The sequence below is a fragment of the Streptomyces sp. NPDC043861 genome (genome assembly GCF_056435905.1).
Window position 1 is genome coordinate 296,684 of sequence record NZ_JBWKDP010000007.1, and the last position, 18,648, is coordinate 315,331.

The 18,648-nt window shown below is 66.9% G+C and carries 19 protein-coding genes and 3 pseudogenes; 12 read left to right on the top strand and 10 right to left on the bottom strand.

What is annotated here, in order from left to right; translation table 11 throughout:
• Positions 1-54: 54 nt before the first annotated feature.
• From AC068D_RS19020 to AC068D_RS19050, 7 genes are all read left to right on the top strand, one after another.
• Complete coding sequence (locus tag AC068D_RS19020; protein WP_478824234.1) at positions 55-147, top strand: transposase; 93 nt, start codon at positions 55-57, stop codon at positions 145-147.
• A 12-nt stretch (positions 148-159) separates the two neighbouring features.
• Complete coding sequence (locus AC068D_RS19025; RefSeq protein WP_478824159.1) at positions 160-357, top strand: hypothetical protein; 198 nt, start codon at positions 160-162, stop codon at positions 355-357.
• Between the two features lie 24 nt (positions 358-381).
• Complete coding sequence (locus tag AC068D_RS19030) at positions 382-516, top strand: hypothetical protein (RefSeq protein ID WP_478824160.1); 135 nt, start codon at positions 382-384, stop codon at positions 514-516.
• Positions 517-1,130: 614 nt separating this feature from the next.
• Positions 1,131-1,310, top strand: coding sequence for a hypothetical protein (locus AC068D_RS19035; RefSeq protein ID WP_478824161.1), 180 nt, complete (start codon positions 1,131-1,133; stop codon positions 1,308-1,310).
• Positions 1,307-1,498 carry a hypothetical protein gene (locus AC068D_RS19040; protein WP_478824162.1) on the top strand — a complete coding sequence of 64 codons (192 nt, stop codon included), beginning with the start codon at positions 1,307-1,309 and terminating at the stop codon, positions 1,496-1,498. Before AC068D_RS19035 ends, AC068D_RS19040 begins: the two co-directional genes overlap by 4 nt.
• Positions 1,499-1,537: 39 nt before the next feature.
• Positions 1,538-1,789, top strand: a complete 252-nt coding sequence (locus AC068D_RS19045; RefSeq protein ID WP_478824163.1) for a hypothetical protein — start codon at positions 1,538-1,540, stop codon at positions 1,787-1,789.
• A gap of 74 nt (positions 1,790-1,863) precedes the next feature.
• Positions 1,864-2,358 (top strand): hypothetical protein, encoded by a 495-nt coding sequence (locus AC068D_RS19050; protein WP_478824164.1) that lies wholly within the window; start codon positions 1,864-1,866, stop codon positions 2,356-2,358.
• A 1,357-nt stretch (positions 2,359-3,715) separates the two neighbouring features.
• On the opposite strand, the gene AC068D_RS19055 is transcribed toward AC068D_RS19050, so the two are convergent.
• On the bottom strand, positions 3,716-5,023 hold the full coding sequence (locus tag AC068D_RS19055; RefSeq protein ID WP_478824165.1) for a UDP-glucose dehydrogenase family protein: 1,308 nt from the start codon (positions 5,021-5,023) through the stop codon (positions 3,716-3,718).
• A gap of 499 nt (positions 5,024-5,522) precedes the next feature.
• Here AC068D_RS19055 and AC068D_RS19060 point away from each other — a divergent pair, with 499 nt between their 5' ends.
• The 3 genes from AC068D_RS19060 (at position 5,523) to AC068D_RS19070 (ending at position 7,461) form a co-directional block, all read left to right on the top strand.
• Entirely contained in the window at positions 5,523-5,936 is a 414-nt protein-coding gene (locus AC068D_RS19060; protein WP_478824166.1) for a hypothetical protein, read from the top strand.
• A 658-nt stretch (positions 5,937-6,594) separates the two neighbouring features.
• Positions 6,595-7,119 carry a nucleotidyltransferase domain-containing protein gene (locus tag AC068D_RS19065; protein ID WP_478824167.1) on the top strand — a complete coding sequence of 175 codons (525 nt, stop codon included), beginning with the start codon at positions 6,595-6,597 and terminating at the stop codon, positions 7,117-7,119.
• Between the two features lie 165 nt (positions 7,120-7,284).
• Entirely contained in the window at positions 7,285-7,461 is a 177-nt protein-coding gene (locus AC068D_RS19070; protein WP_478824168.1) for a hypothetical protein, read from the top strand.
• Between the two features lie 22 nt (positions 7,462-7,483).
• Here AC068D_RS19070 and AC068D_RS19075 read toward each other — a convergent pair.
• Positions 7,484-7,652, bottom strand: a pseudogene (locus AC068D_RS19075) (IS5/IS1182 family transposase); the annotation flags it as partial.
• A 986-nt stretch (positions 7,653-8,638) separates the two neighbouring features.
• Here AC068D_RS19075 and AC068D_RS19080 point away from each other — a divergent pair.
• Positions 8,639-8,917 (top strand): NUDIX domain-containing protein, encoded by a 279-nt coding sequence (locus AC068D_RS19080; protein WP_478824169.1) that lies wholly within the window; start codon positions 8,639-8,641, stop codon positions 8,915-8,917.
• Between the two features lie 257 nt (positions 8,918-9,174).
• Here AC068D_RS19080 and AC068D_RS19085 read toward each other — a convergent pair whose 3' ends face one another.
• Positions 9,175-10,287: a transporter substrate-binding domain-containing protein gene (locus AC068D_RS19085; RefSeq protein ID WP_478824170.1), complete on the bottom strand. Its 1,113-nt coding sequence runs from the start codon at positions 10,285-10,287 to the stop codon at positions 9,175-9,177.
• A gap of 684 nt (positions 10,288-10,971) precedes the next feature.
• Entirely contained in the window at positions 10,972-11,907 is a 936-nt protein-coding gene (locus AC068D_RS19090; RefSeq protein WP_478824171.1) for an alpha/beta fold hydrolase, read from the bottom strand.
• 735 nt (positions 11,908-12,642) lie between these two features.
• On the opposite strand from AC068D_RS19090, the gene AC068D_RS19095 reads away from it, so the two are divergent.
• On the top strand, positions 12,643-13,071 hold the full coding sequence (locus tag AC068D_RS19095) for a VOC family protein (protein ID WP_478824172.1): 429 nt from the start codon (positions 12,643-12,645) through the stop codon (positions 13,069-13,071).
• Between the two features lie 18 nt (positions 13,072-13,089).
• Here AC068D_RS19095 and AC068D_RS19100 read toward each other — a convergent pair.
• The 6 genes and pseudogenes from AC068D_RS19100 to AC068D_RS19125 all read right to left on the bottom strand — a co-directional run.
• Positions 13,090-13,587, bottom strand: a pseudogene (locus tag AC068D_RS19100) (transposase); the annotation flags it as partial.
• Between the two features lie 165 nt (positions 13,588-13,752).
• Positions 13,753-14,515: pseudogene (locus tag AC068D_RS19105) on the bottom strand (ECF transporter S component).
• A gap of 337 nt (positions 14,516-14,852) precedes the next feature.
• The gene (locus tag AC068D_RS19110; protein WP_478824173.1) at positions 14,853-15,179 is read right to left on the bottom strand and encodes a DUF1048 domain-containing protein; all 327 of its coding nucleotides are present in this window, start codon (positions 15,177-15,179) and stop codon (positions 14,853-14,855) included.
• Between the two features lies 1 nt (position 15,180).
• Positions 15,181-15,537, bottom strand: a complete 357-nt coding sequence (locus tag AC068D_RS19115; protein ID WP_478824174.1) for a DUF1048 domain-containing protein — start codon at positions 15,535-15,537, stop codon at positions 15,181-15,183.
• On the bottom strand, positions 15,534-15,860 hold the full coding sequence (locus AC068D_RS19120) for a PadR family transcriptional regulator (protein WP_478824175.1): 327 nt from the start codon (positions 15,858-15,860) through the stop codon (positions 15,534-15,536). The genes AC068D_RS19115 and AC068D_RS19120 overlap by 4 nt, the downstream gene beginning before the upstream one ends.
• A gap of 203 nt (positions 15,861-16,063) precedes the next feature.
• Entirely contained in the window at positions 16,064-18,013 is a 1,950-nt protein-coding gene (locus AC068D_RS19125; protein ID WP_478824176.1) for an APC family permease, read from the bottom strand.
• Positions 18,014-18,648: the final 635 nt, after the last annotated feature.

Sequence of the window (18,648 nt, forward strand, 5' to 3'; positions counted from 1 at the left end):
ACGAAGACCGGAGGGCACCCGGAGAAGTGGCCGCGGCGGGACATCGTCGACGCGATCCGCTTCATCGTCGACAACGGTGCCAAATGGAGGGCTCTACCTGCAGAGTTCCCTCCCTGGCAGACCATTTACAGGTTCTTCTGGCGATAGAGCCGGGCGGGAGTGGTCACCTTCATACGCGACCAGCTCCGCCGGCAGATCCGCACCGACAAGGGCCGCTGCCCGCTCCCGGTGACGCTGATCGTCGACCTCCAGTCCGTGAAGGCGGGCTCCACCGTCGGCAAGGACAGCCGTGGCTACGACGCGGGCAGAAGATCAACGGCCGCAAGAGACACATCGTGCTCGACGCTCTCTGCCTGACCGTGATGATCACGGTGACGCCTGATGCCCGGGACGAGATCATGGTCAGGGGAGCTGCTCTGGCGACTGAGGCTCACACACCCGCAGATCACCCAGATCTGGGCGGACTCCGCTGCCTCCCGTGACCTGCTGACCGCCTGGACCGCGGGCCACCTGTAGTTGACCCTGCAGGCCGTCCTTCGGCCCAAGGACACCAAGGGGGTCGTCGTGCTGCCCGGCGCTGGAACGTCGAACGGTCGAATGGCTGGATCATGAACGCCCGCCGCAACTGCCGGGACTACGAACGACTGCCCAGCACGCCGAAGCCCATCTGAACTGAGCCTTCATCACGCTCATGACCCGGCGCCGGGCCCGGAAAGGCCCGCGCACCGACAGCTGGACGAAGAAGACCGGCCCGTCGGCTGACTACTCCTCAGTCGACAACATGAGCAGCAGGCTACGCGGTCTCCAGAGCCTTGATCACGTTGTCCGGTTTCTTTGGCATGGCCGCGATCAATACCTCCCCGGCGGACGATTTCGCATTCCACGATGCGGGATCCCGGGTTGACCACCACCGCCTCACGCGGTGAGGGCAAGCGCACCCCGGCCTGACACAGATCGGCTGGCAGAACGGCTTCCTGCTTATCACAGGAAGGCTTCCAGCGACAGGACCAGCACCGATCAGCAGACGTCCCGCCCTCCAGCGAGAGCCCTGAGCAGACCACTGACCTGCAGCGGCGAGCCAGGTTGGGGAGCCACGATGGGATCCGGCAAATTCCCAGGGAATGGGGAGGATGGGCAGTGCGGCGCGGGGTCCGTTGGCGGGGGAGCGGTGGGCGTATCTGGTGTCTCCGCATCACGGGCCGGTCAGCGAGGTCGAGGTGATGAAAATCGGCACGCAGCGTCCGCTTCGGGTGAAAGTCCAGTTCATCGCCGAGGAGGCGGAGGGCCGGCTGGAGCCGACTTCGCTGTGACCACCCCATTCGTGACGGCTCTGCTCCACGGCACCGGCGGCACCTGGTTCATCCTGCTCGCCGACGAGCAGGGCACGGTGCTCGACATCGCAACGGTCACGCGGCTGACCGAGTCCGGCTTGGTGTTCGTGCCGCAGGCCGTCGACCACAATGACAGTCGCGAGGAGGGAGCCGAGGACGGCGCGTGACGCCCTGCCGCGGGATCCATAGATCACGGAGGACACCCCATGGCCATGCTGGATGGACGCCCCGTACTGACTCGGAGGGAGCTTGCCGACACGTACGAGCTCAGCATCACCCACCTGGAGCGGCTGTACCGGGAGCGTGAGGTCAACGGCCATCCAGAGGCCGCGGGCACGATCAACCGCGAGCGCTGGTCTGGTACGCCGCCGTCTGGCACCAGTGGTACGAGCGTCACACCGATGTGGCCGGGCTGGAGAGCCGCACGGACCTGCAAAACCGTACGGGTCTGGGCCTGAGCACCCTCCAACTGCTATGGCGTAACAGGAAGTCCAACCGGCACCCCGAGCCGGAGAAGACCATCGGTAACACCATGTACTGGAACCCGAAGACCTGGGACACCTGGTACGAGGGCTACAAAGCCAATCAGCAGTGGCGCACGAACGTCGACCTCAGCGGGAATGCCGAGGACCTGATCTCGCTGTCCGAGGCCGCCCGGGTGCTGGGCATGGAGCCGACCAGCATCACGAAGTACCCGGTGAGGCCGCCGAAGCACTGGCCGGCGCCAGCCGAGGAAACGACGACCGGCAAGGGCATCGTCAAGCGTAAGTACCGGCGCGGCGACATCTGGACGTACGCCGAGCGCCGCGAGCGTGGAGGCGGCCGCCCGGCCGGAACGACCAAGACCACGGATCGCCGCTACCCCTACGACGGCGATCCCCGCCTGCACCAGGCCCGCACCGCACTCAGGGCAAACCCCGGAACTCCTGCAGCCCAACTCGCCGGCCAGTTGGCACATGAGCACGGCGGCACCGCAGGCACCTGGTCCCACATCGTCCGCAGCGCACGACAGCACCCCGAGGACTGACCCGCGGCGATCAACGAGGGGGTGCTTACGCCGTGAACACCCCTCTGCTCGCGGCTCCTTGTCACCAGCGACCCTGGCCGCAGCCAAAGAAAGCCGCTCCCGGCAGCCAGGGTGCGCGGACAGTGGGGATAGCGGACGGGCAGGCCCCGGCTGCGCCGACGAATGATCCGCAAGAGGTGGCGCGCCGGGCGGTCGACTCCATGGAGCTGGTGGGCCCGGATATTGCCAGGGGGCAGTGATTCGTCGGGATGCCGATGTGGATGTGGGTGGAGCAGGGCCCGACGACGTACGGCGGCCGCCTCGGCGACGGCGGGCGGCGTGACGGTCACGGCGACGGCGGCCCGGGCCTTCCGAGCTCACCTTGCCTGCTGCCGAGTTGAGCACGTCTATCTGTTGTGTCGCTGATCCTGTGGTGCTGGGCGGTTGATCGGATGCCTTCCACGCCTGGACTGATGCTGGAGCAGGCAGCGGACCGAGGACGAAGCCTGGGCTACTGCGGCGGGGGCCTCCCCATACGAGACCGCGACCACGGGCCGGGCACATCGTCCTGTCGGCGGGAATCACGCGCAGTTGGGGCAATCGACGACGTGGGCCGCGTGCAGGGACTTGATCAGCGCAAAGTCGACGTCGACCGCATGACTGGAGTACGAGGCGAGGGCACCGAGCCCCACCTGGTCCCCATGCTTGAGGACCAGTCCTGGAGCCTCCGCCGGGGCCGATCCAGGTCATCACTGGTGTTGACCGCACTGATCACGCACCACGGCACAACCTTCGAGCGTCCCAGCCCCCGCTCGGTCAGACCCGTGGAGTCGATCCGGACCCCCATGACCCAGCGACGGAACGCGATCCAGACACCGCTTCGGCGAATTGGTCGGGTCCGGTGGGGCACTGGTGCCGTACCTCTTGGTGGTCTCCACGGCGGCGAGCCGTTGCTCGAGCCACGGCCCTTCGGCGATTTCCCGCCAGGACGTGGCGTTGATCCACAGGACCAACGCCACGGGCATGGATCACTACTCGCTGCCCGGTGGCAAGTGTGGAGCAGGCTGAGCCTCTGCCTGAGGCCTTGCGGCGAGAGCCCGACGAGGGGCTGGGACTGGATTCTGGAATCGGACGAGCAGGTTCGGTGCCACATATGGGCGTCGCTGTTCGTGTGGGCGGGCCGGGGCGTCCGGCCGTCGAGCGGCTGGTGGTTGAGACATACGAGGGGTGTGTGGGGCGAGACATTTGAGCGGCACGGCAACGGTACGGGAGCGCGGACAGAGCAGAAGCGGTCTGGTCCTCCGGTGAGGCAGGGCCGCCTGGGAGATGAGTGTGCTGACGCCCCGCCCGACGGCTCGATCACGGGAGGGCTGTGAGGTCACGCGCCGCGTACTGTCCTGCGGCCCACGCTCATGTAGGTGAAGCCGAGCGAGCCCATCCGCTGCGGTTCGAGCAGATTGCGTCCGTCGAAGATCAGCGGACGGGCCATCGCAGCCGCGGCCTGGTCCCAAGCGACGTCCCGCAGGTCTGGCCAGTCCGTCACGATGACCACCGCGTCCGCGCCGGTCATTGCTTCCAGGGGCTTGGCGTAGCGCGTGGTCGACGACCATGGAGCGGTATCGAGCGGGCGGGCGAGCGGATCCCAGCAGCGGACCGCAGCACCCTCGGCCAGGAGCCGGGAGGCGAGGATCGTGCTCGGGGCCTCGCGTACGTCATCCGTTCCCGGCTTGAAGGTGATGCCCAAGAGAGCGATGGTCCGGTCACGGAGGATGCCGTCCAGCTCATCCTTCAACCGCTGGACCGCCCGCCGCGGCTGGAGGTCGTTCACCTCGATCACGGAGCTGAGCATCTGGAACGAGTATCCAGAGTTGCTGGCCATGGCCCGCAGCACCCGGGAGTCCTTGGGAAAGCAGCTGCCGCCCCACCCCACACCGGCCTTCATGTAATGCGGTCCGAGCCGATGATCGAGGCCCACCGCACGAACGACGTGCTCAACGTCGGCGCCCGTCGCCTCGCAGACCGTCGCGATCTCATTGGTGAAGCTGATCTTCGTAGCCAGGAGGGCGTTGGCGGCCAGCTTCACCATTTCCGCTGACGGAACGTCCATCTCTACGACCGGTCCGTCCACGCCCTCATGGAGCTGAGCGACCAGCTTCGCGGTCTGAGGATCATCGGCACCAATCACCACGCGATCCGGCTGCAGGAAGTCGCGTACCGCCTGTCCCTCGGCGGTGAACTCGGGGTTCGAGGCATACCCGACGTGCTGGAGTCCCGCCTGGTCCATCGCAGCTCTGACCCGTGCACCGGTGCCCACGGGAACCGTGCTCTTGACCACCACGGCAGCCAGATGGAGGGCCTCGCCCAACGTGTCGACCACCTGCCAGATTCTGGACAGGTCAGCGTCCCCGGACAGTGTCGAAGGTGTGTCTACGCACACGTACACGACGTCCGCATCCCGGACAGCTTTCTCGGCGTCGAGGGTGAATGCCAGACGGTCGGCACTCTCCGCGATCAACTCGCCCAACCCATCCTCATGGATCGGGACACCGCCGTTCTGGAGAATGTCGATGCGCTCCTTTTGGATGTCACGAACGACGACGTCATGCCCCAGCTTCGCGAAGCAGGCGCCGGCCACGAGGCCAATGTAGCCCGCACCGAAAACAGCGATTCGGCGTTTCTCCAGCACTGGTTGATTCACCCTTCTGGCGTTGAGACCCCTTGCCCCTCAGTCGCATCCGACCATAGAGGACATCGGTGGTACCCCCACGTCAGGCGATCCCTCAGTGTTGGGAGCGGACGCCCCTTCGGGGATCCGCCAGCCGCGGCCCGCGGGCCGCGGCTGCTTCTGCCGGTGGTCGCTTCGCGACCACCGGTGCCGTGTCGGCTCGTTCCTCGCCGACGCTGAAGCCAGGTCCGGGTGCTGCGCGCCAAGGGCTGGCGCCTCGCGCGGCAGGTCTCACCGCAGTCAGATCATGTGGCGACGACTGGGAGGGCGTGGCGTCGACGCCGAAAGTGACGGTCACTGTCACCGCCACTCCGAGCCCGGCTGGAAGCCAGGTCGGGGAGAGCGTCGAAAGCGCCTCGGAGCGAGCACGGCAGACCGGGCTGAGCGTTGCGGTCCACGACGCCAGCGCCCGGAACGAGACTCCGGGCGGGGCTGGACGGTGTGCTTCGAGAAGGCAACCTTGAGCAAGGTCGACTTCGCTGCCATGCCAGACGGGGCACCGTGCCCGAAGAAGGATGGGCAACGCATTCCCTGGCCCAAGACGCCGAACGTGAAGGACACCACGTACGCCAAGGCAGTGGAGAAGCTGGGGGATGTCGTCGATGAGGTTGTCATCGAGGCCGCCTACGCGGACGAAGCGGCCTACGACACGAACAACGAAGCTGGTGAATACGCGAATTGGAAGGTGTGCTTCCAGAGCGTCAAGGCTGGACTGCCCTGCAGCATGAACCAGATGTCACCCTTCACGCCGTGGAGAACGGTGAGGCGTGTCCGTCGTCGAAGGGGCTTTACAAGGACCCCACGAACGATCCGGACGACGTCGACCCCGCGACGGGCGGTCCGAAGACGACGGCAGCAGTGGGGACAGTGGTAGCAGAGAGGAGGACTACTACCCGGGTGAGAAGGGTGGATGTCCATCTGCCGGTTGCTGCAACCCGTGTCCGCCCGGGGGCTGCCGTTAGGGCGCACGGGCCCGCACCAGCATCTGGGGCGTGAACGCCTACGGCGCCCCCGTCTGCCACCTGCGCCGAAGTGGAGCAGACGGCATGTTCGACACGTACGCTCAGCTTTGCTGCAGTGGGGCGCCCGCGACGCCAGTCCGGGAAGGGTGATCACGGCACGGAGCGAGTAATACGATGATCTAGAGCCCGTCTCCTTGCTGGAGATGCTGCTCAGCCGACCCAAAAGTCTGAGGCCCCGCGGAGCCTGCTCGGCTACCGTCAACGGGTGTCCTGGCCATCTGTGATCATCCTTGTCCCCGCGGAGCGACGTCCGTTGCCTGAGGGGCGAATCCGCGCATTCGACCTCGTGCCGGATCCTGTGACGGGGGACGACAGACTGCACCGGCACGGGTACTCGTACTACATCGACCTCTCGGGCGGGATCCTGGCGACTACGAGCGTGATGAGCTTGACCAGGTGACGACCCGGTGTCGGCGGTCACGTATTTCCCCGGGGCCAACGTCACGTAATTCCCAGGTGCTGGACGCCGGTTCCGTGGCTCCGGGCAGTCGTCGCGGTCCTCATCGGGCTGTGGTGGTTGTGGCCGGGCGCCAGCCTGAGAAGCTGTCTCACGCCAGCCAGCTCGCCAGGGGGACCATGGGACGTGACGATTGGTCAATCAGCAGTTCGCCGGGCCTGTCGCCGGCGCGGATCGCTGAGATCGAGGAGGTCATCGGTCGCATCACACGCTGGGCGAGGGACCGCGACGACATCGTCGGTCTGCTCCTCGTCGGATCATGTGCCCGGAACACCGCGCGACCCGACTCCGACATCGACGTCGTCCTGCTCACCACGGACGAGGCCCGGTACCTTGACGATGCCGCCTGGGCAGGGGAACTCGGCTTGGGTGGACTGATCCGCGCTCAGGCGTGGGGACCGATCAGCGAACGACGGTACTGCACGGCCTCTGGCTTGGAGATCGAGGTTGGCATCGGCTCCTCGGCCTGGGCGACGACTGATCCCGTCGACCCGGGGACGCGCCGGGTGGTGTCCGATGGCGCCCGTGTGCTGCACGACCCGGAAGGCATTCTGGCTGACCTGCTCGCCGCTTGCTAGCTGCCTGAGCTCGCCGCGTCACCGCCTCACAGCCGCCACCGACGACCGCCGTCCCCATGGGGAACCGTGACCACGAGGGTGGGGAATTACGTGACGCTGAGCATGCAGACCGCGGGGAAATACGTGACTGCTGACACCCGGATCGGCGAACCATACGCGGTCTACGTGTCGTGCGAGTCCATGGACGCGGCCCGGGCCCTTCTCCGCGACGTCCTCCCTGGTCTGGAGAGTCTTGTCGACACCAACCATTACGAGATCCTTCAGGCGAGCGAGTTCTCCACGCTGCTGGACCGTTATGCCGGATGGGACTGGCGCCGCCAACCGAGCACGGACCTCACGTAGACCTGCTTACGTTGTGGCGCTGTCACCTGCGGGACCAGATCAGGATGGCAGCGAGGTGCAAATGCGGCCTGGTAGGCGACTGCGAGCTTGTCCGTACGCATTGCGAGGCCGCGCCACTGCTTGAGTCGGGCGATGCACCGCTCGACAGCATTGCGCTCGCTGGGGGCACCCCCCGCCAGAGCGGCCTCCAGCGGCCCGCGAACGCCTCCCCGGCAAATCGGTGCGTCGATATCCTCGCGGTCCACCAGTGAGGCGTACGTGGCGAACACGACCACAGGCCCGCGCCCGGCCCACAGGGGGAGCGGGACGGGGTTGGTGGTAGTGCGCACGCCGAGGGAATGGGTTGCTGCCTGCAGCGCGTGGCATTGAGTGCAGCCGCTCGGGCTGGTCGGCTGTGCCGCAGACACGGCGGAGTGGGCCGCCTGTGCCCGCAGGACCGCCTTGCGGGTGCGGAGCGGAGCTCTGCGGCCGCTCCCGGTCCTGAGGCCGACGTGCTCATCAACTGAGGGTGTCTATCCGCGTCGTCGGCGGTGGATGCGGTTCAGTTTGATGAACAGTCCTGCCGCGAGAAGCCCCACGATGTCGAGCAAGGCGAATCCTGCGACGATCATCCATGTGTCTGACATCTTGGCCCCCGTTATGAACGCATCTGGGCAGGTGTACCCGTTTCAGTCACTTGAATGGTTCGCTTGAGCCGGCCGAGTGACTGAACCTGCCGACGTGAGCAGCAGTAGCGATCGGTTGGATCTTGTGGTTCAGGGCTGCGCTGAGGAGAACCGTGCTGACCGCTGCCCATTGGCCGGGGGCAGGGTCTCTTCCATGATGGCAGCCCATTGGTGGTAGTGGGGTTCGCCTGGGGGTATCCGAGGTCGGCTCCCAGGGGAGTGGCTGCGACCCGGCGGTGCGCTCGTGGTCATCACACCCACCGCCGAGAACACCCCTGTAACAGACGGGACATCGCCCTCGACGAAGAAGAGATCCGCCTCCTCACCGCGGGCTGGAAGCAGGCCGAACGCCTGGAGGCAGACGGACTCGCTGTCCTGGTCCTGCGGGGCCCCTGCCGCACCGACACGACGCCAGTCGAGTAGTGCCCGATCACCGGCGATGCGCTGACCGGTGGCCTCGCGGTCGTCACCGACTCCAGCGGCACGGTGCTGCCGGCCGGTCCAACCGCGGTATGTGGGAGCTGCCGGGTGGCAAGACCAGCGCATCTGAGGATTGCGCCACAGCGGTGGTGCGGGAGCTCGCGGAGGAGACCGGCCTCGGCGCCGGCGGCAGTCACCACGACCGCCCGGAACTCGGAGCGTCCGCTCCAACTCCGCCACGTCCGCGGGTTGTGGGCCAGACCGAGGATTTTCCCGTCCATGCGCACTTGCCGACTGCCCGAAGGCGACGGCGGGTACACGATCACGGGCAGTCCGGACATGCACCCGTGCTCGGCGCGGATGTGCCGTGACGCATCCGGACAGCACAGAGCCCACACCCGATCGGGCGGGGCTTTTCACATGCGGGAGGCGGCTGCTTCTGCGTGGTCTGCAGCCTCCTCGGGCGATGTACCCGATCCCGAGGAGCCCCGGCCGGCAGCCGATATGGGGTCGGCGTACCGCCTCGGCGCCACGCTGGTCAGGGATGTATGGCGTCGAGGCGTTCGTGGGGTCTGCGAGAACGTGAGGGAGCTGCGCGGACCGGTGCGGGTGCTGATTCTGGGGGTCGTCAGTCGCTCGTGAGCCACTGTCTCTTCAGGCGGTCCAGCGTGCCGCTCTCCTGCAACTCCAGTAGCGCTCGGTTGATGGTCTCGCGGTGGGGGCTGTCGCGCGGCAGGGCGAATCCGTACCACTGATGGTCGAAGACGGGGCCGACCAGGTCGAAGCGGTCTGCGGATCGGCCCACGTAGTACTTCAGGATCGGGGCGTCGTGCACGACTGCGTCGAAGCGTCCGTCTTCGAAAGCGGCGGTGACGTCGTCGAAGGTTTTGAAGTGGGCCGCCTTGATCCCGCGCCGGGCCAGTCCGTCGGCGGCCGTGCTGTGGGCGACCGTTGCCACCCGGTGCCCCCGCAGATCGTCCACCGATCGGATGCCCTTCTCCATGCGCTCCACCGTCAGGCTGGCCGTGAGCGCTGCGGTGAGTTGCGCGATGAACAGCAGGCTGACCACCACCGCGAGGAGGGAGCAGAGTCGGCCCCATACTGAGCGGGGGGTGTGCGAGGCGAAGTCGAGGGTGGCCATGTTGGTGAAGATCTCGTGCGTGGTGCGGATGACGCCTGGCACGTACCCCTTCTCCGGGAGGGTTCCGCGGACGCGTCCGACGATCCACATCGCATTGGCGGCGACGAACAGGAGAAGGAGTCCCAGGAACAGCAGGACGAGCACACTGGATTGGAGGAACGCGGTGACGATGTCGTCGATCCCGCCACTTCGGCTTCGCTCCGGGACCATCACCTGCAGCCCGGCCCAGATGTCCGGGTGGGAGAACTCCAGGGTGCGCTCTCGCACGCTGGTGGCCGTGATCGCGCTGATGGCGACGTCGGCGGATCCGTTGCGCACGGAGTCCAGAAGAGGGTCGATGCTCTTCACGTCTTTGAGGGTGAAGGAATAGCCCGCCTTCCGGGCCACCTCGTTCCAGACATCCACGTCGTACCCGACCCAGCTGTCCCCCTCCCGGAACGCGAATGGCGGGGCGTCCCTCAGCACCACCCGGAGGTTCGGTGAGGCGGCGTCCGGTCCGGGGACGGGTGCAGCGTGCGCCGGGGGGTGGAGGAGAGGCGACAGCAGCACGGCCGCGAGCAGCACGGCGACGAGGCCGCGGGGGTGCGATGACGTGGACACTTCGGGACAGTAGTCGGCGCAGCCACCCGTCCAAGGTGATCGACATGCCACTCTTCGGCTGATTCGTGCGGAGCGCGGCCGGCGCCTCGCCTCAGTCGGGCAGTCCCCGAACGCCTGTCGGCTCCTTACTCCCCGTGCGGGCAGACCGCGGTGATCGGTGGCATGAACTGGGAGTCCAGCTCACAGTACTGGGGAATGACGGATTGTTGCTCGTGAGTGAAACGGAATGCGCGTCGTGAGCACGGAGGGCGGCCAGCACTGGTGTGATGTCTGAGCATCATGTTTGACTACGGCTTCTCCGGGTGACCGGCATTGGGGAAGGTCAGCGCATCGTCGGTTCCCTGGGCGTGGGCGTCCGTGACCACCGGGACCCATGGCTCATCGCCTCGTGCCCGAGGTGGCTCAGTCGCTGTCCACGTCCGCGCAGATGGCGTAGGCCTCCACCCCGCCGGCCCGGTAGTCGCTCTCGGCGGCAGCGCCTACGTCGATGCCGTCGCCGTCGCCGTCGCCGTCGCCGTCGTCCGGCCGGGCGGCCTGCGCCGCACGGGATGACCGGACGGAGGAACCGGCGGACGCGTAAAGAGACGACCCGCCTGCCCCCCTGGGTACATCAGATGGAAAGCGCAGGTAGGTATGGTGAATCCGCCGTGCTGTCTTTCAGCCGTGGACCCCGCGAAGTCCGATTCAACGTTGCGGGGAGGACTTGCGAGATCCGAAGTGACCTTGCGAGTCGTTGCCCTGTTCCGCTGCCGACGGAGAACGTCCGATCGCACCAGCCGTGGCTATGGCCTCGGCGAACTCGTCCGGGGCCTCCATCGGCACGAAATGCCCGATCCCGCCCAGGTGCTGAAGCTGGAGATCCGCGAAGTGCTGGTCGAGCTGGTCAGACCAAGCCGGCGGGAACAGCGGATCACGGTCCGGCCAGAGCACCGTGGTCGGTACGGCGATCCGCTCCGCGGGCGGCGGCGGTCGCTCGGCCACCACGCGAGCCAACGCGCCGACGTTGGCTCGATACCAGCCGAGCAGAGCAGCGGCCCTACCCGGCTGGGAGTACACCGAGACCAGGTGGTCGAGGTGTCCGTCGGGCGGCGCGAACCCCGGGCCGGCCCAGTGGGTCCAGAAATGCCGCAGGAACACACGTATCGCATCCGGCCGACCGTCCAGCAGCTGCACTGCCAACGGGAGCTGGTTGAACGACAGGTACCAGAACTCCGGCGCCACCTGCGGGCCGAGGATCCGCTCACCCATGCCCGGCAGCGGGGGCGTCAGCACCAAGGCGCGGATGAGATCGGGTCGCAGCCGGGCGATTGCGACCGCGATCCGGCTACCGATGTCGTGTCCGGCGACCACCGGCTGCTCCAGGCCCAACTCTTCGATCAAGCCAACCACGCTGCGTGCCTGCGCGTCAGCGCCGTACGACGTCGGATGGCCGGACTGCCAGTCCGAAGCGCCGAACCCGCGGAGGTCCGGCACCACGACGTCCATCGTCGGCAATCGGGCGACGACCCCGCGGTACTCGCTGCGGTCGCCCGGCCACCCATGCAGCAACACCGCCGCGACCCCAGTACCGACGCGGTCGTAGCAGAGCCGGAATCCATCAATGGAACTTGTCCAACTCACCCGACCAGGGTAGGCGGCGCAGCACAGACACGCCCTCGCCGACCACAAACGCTGGAAGCAACTGACCCGCCGGACCCACCGGCGAGGCCGACTCCCCGCCACCTACCAGGCCATCGCCGGTCTCGTCTCCGACCGCACCGCCAACGCCTGAACAGCAGTCATCGAGCAGGCTGGTACGCCCCACCCGCTATCCCGCACCAACTCGTAAGCACCACTCTGCTGATCGCCACAGGTCAGTCCTCTGGGTGCTGTCGTGCGCTGCGGATGATGTGGGACCAGGTGCCTGCGGTGCCGCCGGGGTCTCGGGCCAGTTGGCCGACGGGGGTTTCGGGGCCGGCCTTGACTGCGGCGCGGGCTTGGTCCAGGCGGGGCTGAGCACATTCATCCGTACCTGGCTGAGCACTTCAACGAGTACGCGGACAGCTCAGGTGAGCGGGACCGCCAGGGCGCGTATCGGGTTGTGACCAGCAGGACCGTGATCACCAGCTATGACGCAACGGCGGCTCGAACTGCGGCCGGGCATGGCCGAGGAACTGTGTTGCCCACGCCTGTGATGGCTACTAAGGTCGGTCGGGTGACTGCCGGGTCGGCCATGGGCCACGCACGAGTGAGGTTCCCGGCCTCGGCGTGAGCACGAGGCGGGCAAGAGGCCCGCCCCCTCTCCGCGTCTTAGCTCCCGGCGCCCGCATCAGGCGCCCCATTCCAGCGGATCCCAAGACCGGAGACACACCACTGATGTCCTATGACCAGCAGTACCCGCATGAATCCGCGCTGCCGGCGGCCAGCGTCCAACTGAACCACACTGCCATATACGCAAGCGACCGGCACCTCTCTGCCGAGTTCCTCGCCGCGGTCCTGGGCTTGAAGGTCGGCGCCCCATTCGGGCCGTTCCTGCCCGTCGACCTCGGCAACGGCGTGACGCTCGACTACTACGAGATGAGGGACGAGCCGATCCAGTCACAGCACTACGCCTTCCTCGTCCCTGACAAGCAGTTCGACGCCGTCATCAGCCGTCTGGAGACGGTCGGGGTCACCTACTACGCCGATCCCAGTCACACCGAACCCGGCCAGATCAACCGTCTATTCGGTGGTCGCGGCGCCTACTTCGAGGACCCGGACGGTCACAACATGGAGGTGATGACTCGGCCTTACGTCCGCCCGTAGAGCGCGGCAAGGCTGTGATCAATAGGCGCCTCGGGTGAGGTCTTTGATCCAGATCACCGAGGCGCCAGGCGAAGTCCGGCGAGGTAGCTGTCTGGGGTCCACTCGTACCGAGTGGCGATACCCCGCCAGGACTTGAGCTTGTTGATCAGGCGCTCGACGGTGGTCCTCTCCTTGTACAGGTCGGCGTCGTGGCTGACGGGCCGGCCGCCCCTGGAGTCTTCTTCTTCCGGTCGGCGGCCTGGTCCGACTTCTCCGGGATGACTGCCTTGATGTGGCGTTCCGAAGGTGGGCCCGGCGGCCGTGGGACGAGCTGGGCCTTGTGACCAGTGACCGCTTCCGGCCTGGTGGGGGACGGCCGGCAGGACCGCGGACGCGGATGTTTCCCAGCACGGGGATGAACTGCGGGCTGTCAGCGGCCTGTCCAGCGGTCAGGACGAACGTCTACGGGCGGCACTTGCGGTCGGCGGCGAGACGGACCTTGCTGGTCTGCCATCCCCGGTAACGTCCGATGGGGGCAGCCCAGGACACCAGAAGGTGCACCGGTCGGTGTCCTGCTGCAGGACGCGGTCGTGGCCGCAGCCGGGGCAAACAGACTTGGCGGCCTGTTCGTTGAGCCGGCCCCGGCACAGGCCATCGACACCGATGGCACCCCCCGTCGCTCAGTGGCCAGGCCAGGTGGCGTCATCGCGCTCCCTCCGGGCGGTCCTGCTTGCTCGCGAATCGGACCGGTGCGTGGAAGCGGGCTTTGCGGGAGGCACGGCGGAAGGTCGTCAGGACGGCCGGTCCGGCGAGGCAGATGCAGATGAAGTTGGTGACGGCGCGGCCGGTGTCCCAGCCGAGGGAGGTCGCGAGGTCGAAGGCGATGTAGCGCTGCCACTGCTCGGTGAAGGGGGTTCCCGGCAGGTAGGCGATGGAGCTGCCGGGGTCCACCGCGAAGGCCAGAAGGACAGGTTGAGCAGGAAGCCGAAGAGGTAGCCGGAAAGGGAGCCGAAGACGGCGAGCATCAGAACTTCGCGGCGTCGGGAGGCTTTGGGGAGGAGTCCGGCGAGCATGCCGACGAAGGCGCAGCCGAACATCTGGTACGGCATCCAGGGTCCGACGCCGCCGGTGATGAGCGCGGAGGCGAAGAGCGAGGTGCATCCGAGGGCGAAGCCGAAGCCGGGACCGTAGACCCGGCTGGCGAGTACGAGGATGAAGAAGACGGTTTCGATGCCGGCGGTACCGGCCCCGAGCGGGCGAAGCGCGGCGTTGACGGCGGAGAGATCCCGAGCATTGCCAGTGCCTTGGAGTTGATGCCTCCTTCGGCGATCTCCGAGAGGACCACGCACAGGACGAGGACGAGTAGGACGCCGAAGACCAGTGGGGGTGCGTAGTGGGAACCGAACTTGCCCGGCGCCACGACGAACGGCCAGAAGAACGCGACCACTCCGAGGAACGCGGCCATCGTGATCACTACGCCCGCGCGTGGCGTGAGGCGTATGGCGACGGTGCGGGGGGAGGGACGAGGTCTGTCACGACGCGTCCTCGCACTCCGCCAACACGGTGTGGGCCTGGCCGGGTGTGAGGCAGGGCTGCGGTGCGAGGACCTTCGCCGTCGTCGCCGTTGACACCGCCGCCGGGGCAGTGGCAGGGCTGAGCCAGGCCTCGTCGGCCGGCTCGCCCCCTCGGTGGACAGGATCTGCGGTGGCTCCTGACGGCCAGCCGGGCGGCGCCTGTTCGCGCTGGGCTGAGGCGAACGAGCCGCGCGTGCGGGCACGTCCACCGGCGTGAGGCGACGGGTGCTACCTCTCGGCCGGGCCGGGTTCCCTGCTGATGGACTCCTGATAGACGTCCGCATGGGTGCGTGAGTCCTTGACCAGGTCGTCGCAGAATGCGGCGACGTCTGCGCCGATGAGTTCCAAGACCCCTTTGCCCGCCGCGACGCCTTCCTCGAAGAAGTCGACGATCCCGGGGAGCAGGGGGCCGTCAGGCAGGTCGATCGGTCCGACCTTGAACAGGTACTTCTGCATCTCCTTGTAGACGATCTGGTAGTCCGGTGGGAGCGCCTTGACCCGAGCCATGTGCGCCCGCCACTGCTTCTTGCCCTCGATAATGTCTTGGATGCCCACGTCAGCCTCCCAGCCGGCTCAATTTCCTTGCGACGTTCCTGTTCAACTGCTCGCGCCACCGGTCGCGATAGGTTCGAGCCCCTTCTCCACCGGCCAGCGCCGCGCAAAAGCCTCGGATGTCGTCGCCGAGCACCTCGTGGACGCTCTGCCCGTCCGCCGCTGTTTCTTCGAGCAGCCCCAGGGCTGCGTCGAGGATCGGCATCAGGTTGCGGCCGGTAAAGTCCCCGTGGGGAAAGAGGTGGGCCTTGATCTGTTCCCACGCCGCTCGGTAGTCGTCTGGCAGGGCCTCGGCCCGGGCTTCGAACGCCTTCCATTCCTTGGTGAGATCGCTGCCTGTGATGGTCTCCCAGAAGTTCATCTCCCGCCTTCCTTGAGCCTGTCGATGCGTGATGAGACGTACTGCCATTTGGCCCAGAACTTCGCGAGTTCCTCGCGTCCGGCGTCGTTGAGGGCATAGAACTTGCGCGGCGGACCCACCCCGGATGGTCGTTTCGCCACTTGGACGAATCCGTTCCTCTCCAGCCGCAGCAAGATCGTGTACACCGTCCCCTCGACGACGTCGGCGAAGCCGAGCTCGTTCAGCTGACGGGTGATGGCGTACCCGTAGGTTTCCTCACTGCCGATGATTTCGAGCACGCACCCTTCGAGCGTGCCCTTGAGCATCTCCGTCAGGTCCTCCATCGCGATCCTCCTGGCGCTCTCGGTACTGCGTAGTACCGAGTACCACTATACGGTATCACCGAGTAGTGAAGGCTGTCAGCGATCGGCGAAACACGGGCCGGAGCGATTTGCTAAGCGCAGGAAGGGTCCCTGGGTGGGCCTCTCACCACGTCGCTCAGACGGTTCGTGAGCTCCTCGCTGCCCCGGCGTGCCTGCTCTTTGGTTCAGCCGACGTGGACACGGGGCCGGTTCGCCCGGTTGGGTTCGGCGACGCGCAGGACCTCGCGAGTGACGGGGGCTACCTCGCCCTGTCCGAAGAGGAAGAACCGGAAGAAGTTGGCGAACGGGGTTCCCTCGGTCCATTCGAAGTAGATGTGCGGGCGTCGGCCGGTCGTGTCGCGCACGTGGAGGAGGAATGCGGCCAGGGCGTTGGGGATTGACGAGCTCTCGAGTGTGAGGACGCGGTAGCGGCCGTGCATTACTTCCCCGCGCACGTTCAGGCCGGCCTCGAATTCCGAGGGGTCGCGGACGGTGACCTCGACGAAGACGAGGTCGTCCTCGGGTGGGATGTCGTTGTCGGCCCGGATCTGGTGGATCTTGTCCCGGTATTCGGCGACGTCACGCTGGTCGGGCTCGTTGGCGATGAAACGGGCGGTGCGGTGGGAGATGTCGCGGACGAAGCGTTCGGCCATCGGGTCCAAGGTCACACCGGTGACGCGGAGTTCGAAGGCGCGGGCGAGCCGGGAGAGCAGGGAGAGGATGATGATGCCGGCGATGAAGCACGCGCCGATCTTGACGCCGTCGGGCCGCTCGACGACGTTGAGTGCGGTGGTGTACAGGAAGACGGCCGAGATGACGGCGAAGGCGATCGTCCAGTTCCGCTGCCTGGCGCGATGGGCGGCAATGGTCACCGCGATCGCTGCGGAGCAGATCAGTACGAGTACACCAGTGGCGTACGCGCCGCCCTGGGCATCGACATCGGCGTTGAAGATCCAGGTGACGAGGAACGCCACGAGGGTGAAGACGATCACCATGGGCCGCACGGCGCGTGCCCAGTGCGGGGCCATTCCGTAACGGGGGAGGTACTGGGGCATCAGGTTGAGAAGTCCTGCCATGGCGGAGGCGCCGGCGAACCAGAGAATGGCGATGGTGGCGATGTCGTAGACGGTGCCGAAGGCGCTGCCGAGGTACTCGTGGGCCAGGTAGGCGAGAGCGCGGCCGTTGGCTTCGCCGCCGGGTTGGAACTCCTTGGCGGGAATGAGGAGGGTGGTGATGAAGCTGGTGGTGATCAGGAACACGCTCATGATCAGTGCGGCGGTGGTGAGTAGCTTCTTGGTGCCGCGGATGCGGCCGGCGGGTTTCTCCGGGATGTCGCCGGGCTCGCCCTCGACGTGCGGCATGACCGCGACGCCGGTTTCGAAGCCGGACAGGCCCAGCGCCAGCTTCGGAAAGACGATCAGCGCCACGCCGATCATGGCCAGAGCGTTTCCGTGTGATGCCGTGAGCGCGGTGGACCAGTCAGTGATGACATGAGCCTCGGTGGCGAGGTGCCACAGTCCGGTGGCCACGATGACAACGTTCAGGGCCAGGTACGCGCCGACCAGGGCGACAGCGACGCCGATGGCCTCCAGGAAACCCTTGAGGAACACGGCGCCGAGCAGTGCGATGAGCAGCAGGGTGACGATCAGCTGCTGGCCGTGGAGCCAGTGGGGCACGTGGGGGTTTTCGATCAGGTGGATCGAGGAGTCCGCTGCCGACAGGGTGATGGTGATCAGGAAGTCGGTGGCGGCAAAACCGAGCAGGGTCAGTACGAAGAGTTTGCCCTTCCAGAACGACAGCAGACGTTCCAGCATGGCGATCGAGCCTTGGCCGTGCGGGCTCTCCTCCGCCACCCTCCGGTACACCGGCAGTGCGCCTGCGAGGGTGACGAGGACCAGCACGATGGTCGCCACTGGTGACAGCAGGCCGGCCGCGAGCGCTGCGATGCCCGGCTGGTAGCCCAGGGTGGAGAAGTAGTCGACACCGGTCAGACACATGACCCGCCACCACCTCTGCCCCTTGTGTGCGGGCTCCGGTTCCGCGCGCATCCCTTTCTGGTGCCTGGCCATGTCTGACAGGCCTTCCAGCATCCAGGCGCGGAAGCGGCTGGTACGGGCCTGTACGGGTGCGGCCATCTGTGCTCCTGCCCTACAGCGAACGATTCCGGCCGTTCATCGGGCCGGTTCGATCAGCGTAAGCAGAAAAGAATCACCTGGCTGAGCTGCTCTCGTGCGCCTCGATCCGTCGGAAGCAGGGGCCCGCACGAATCCGGTCCGCACCGAGAGGAGCCCTCTGAACTGGGGAAACAGGCACATGGCACAAGTTGTATGAGTCCGAGCGCGGCCCCTGTCGCCTCAGGCGAGATGCGTGATCCGGGGGTTTCGGTATGTGTTAAGAGAGCGTCAGGATTTGTTGAGGGGCATGCAGATGCGGCATTCAAAGGCGCTTCGGCGATGCTTCCGGTCACCTGCCGGTTCGGAAGACCCTGCAACTGTGCGGGCGCTCTCGTCGCCGGTGCGTTACGGGTCTTCTGCGAGTCGGCCCGATCCGCGCGGCAGCGTTTCCGGCCGGTCTAGGCGAAGGCGCACGGACCAAGCCCGCCGCCGGGGCCGGACGCGCGCCATCGGGCAAGAGGAGGCAGCAGGCGGGCGGGGCCCGCGTCCCAGACCTATCCGCAGGGCGCTGTTCGTCACCCCCCGGCCGGGGCCGGAGGAGGTGGTCAGTCCGCGCGACGTATGCCCGACACCGGGTTCGCCCGGCTCTCCTACGA

What these genes read in the sequence shown, in the direction of transcription:
- AC068D_RS19080 (WP_478824169.1), top strand. Translation starts at nt 8,639, where the DNA reads ATGTGGGAGCTGCCGGGTGGCAAGACCAGCGCATCTGAGGATTGCGCC.
- AC068D_RS19045 (WP_478824163.1), top strand. Translation starts at nt 1,538, where the DNA reads ATGGCCATGCTGGATGGACGCCCCGTACTGACTCGGAGGGAGCTTGCC.
- AC068D_RS19125 (WP_478824176.1), bottom strand. Translation starts at nt 18,013, where the DNA reads ATGGCCGCACCCGTACAGGCCCGTACCAGCCGCTTCCGCGCCTGGATG.
- AC068D_RS19115 (WP_478824174.1), bottom strand. Translation starts at nt 15,537, where the DNA reads ATGAACTTCTGGGAGACCATCACAGGCAGCGATCTCACCAAGGAATGG.
- AC068D_RS19095 (WP_478824172.1), top strand. Translation starts at nt 12,643, where the DNA reads ATGTCCTATGACCAGCAGTACCCGCATGAATCCGCGCTGCCGGCGGCC.
- AC068D_RS19120 (WP_478824175.1), bottom strand. Translation starts at nt 15,860, where the DNA reads ATGGAGGACCTGACGGAGATGCTCAAGGGCACGCTCGAAGGGTGCGTG.
- AC068D_RS19050 (WP_478824164.1), top strand. Translation starts at nt 1,864, where the DNA reads ATGTACTGGAACCCGAAGACCTGGGACACCTGGTACGAGGGCTACAAA.
- AC068D_RS19035 (WP_478824161.1), top strand. Translation starts at nt 1,131, where the DNA reads ATGGGCAGTGCGGCGCGGGGTCCGTTGGCGGGGGAGCGGTGGGCGTAT.
- AC068D_RS19030 (WP_478824160.1), top strand. Translation starts at nt 382, where the DNA reads ATGCCCGGGACGAGATCATGGTCAGGGGAGCTGCTCTGGCGACTGAGG.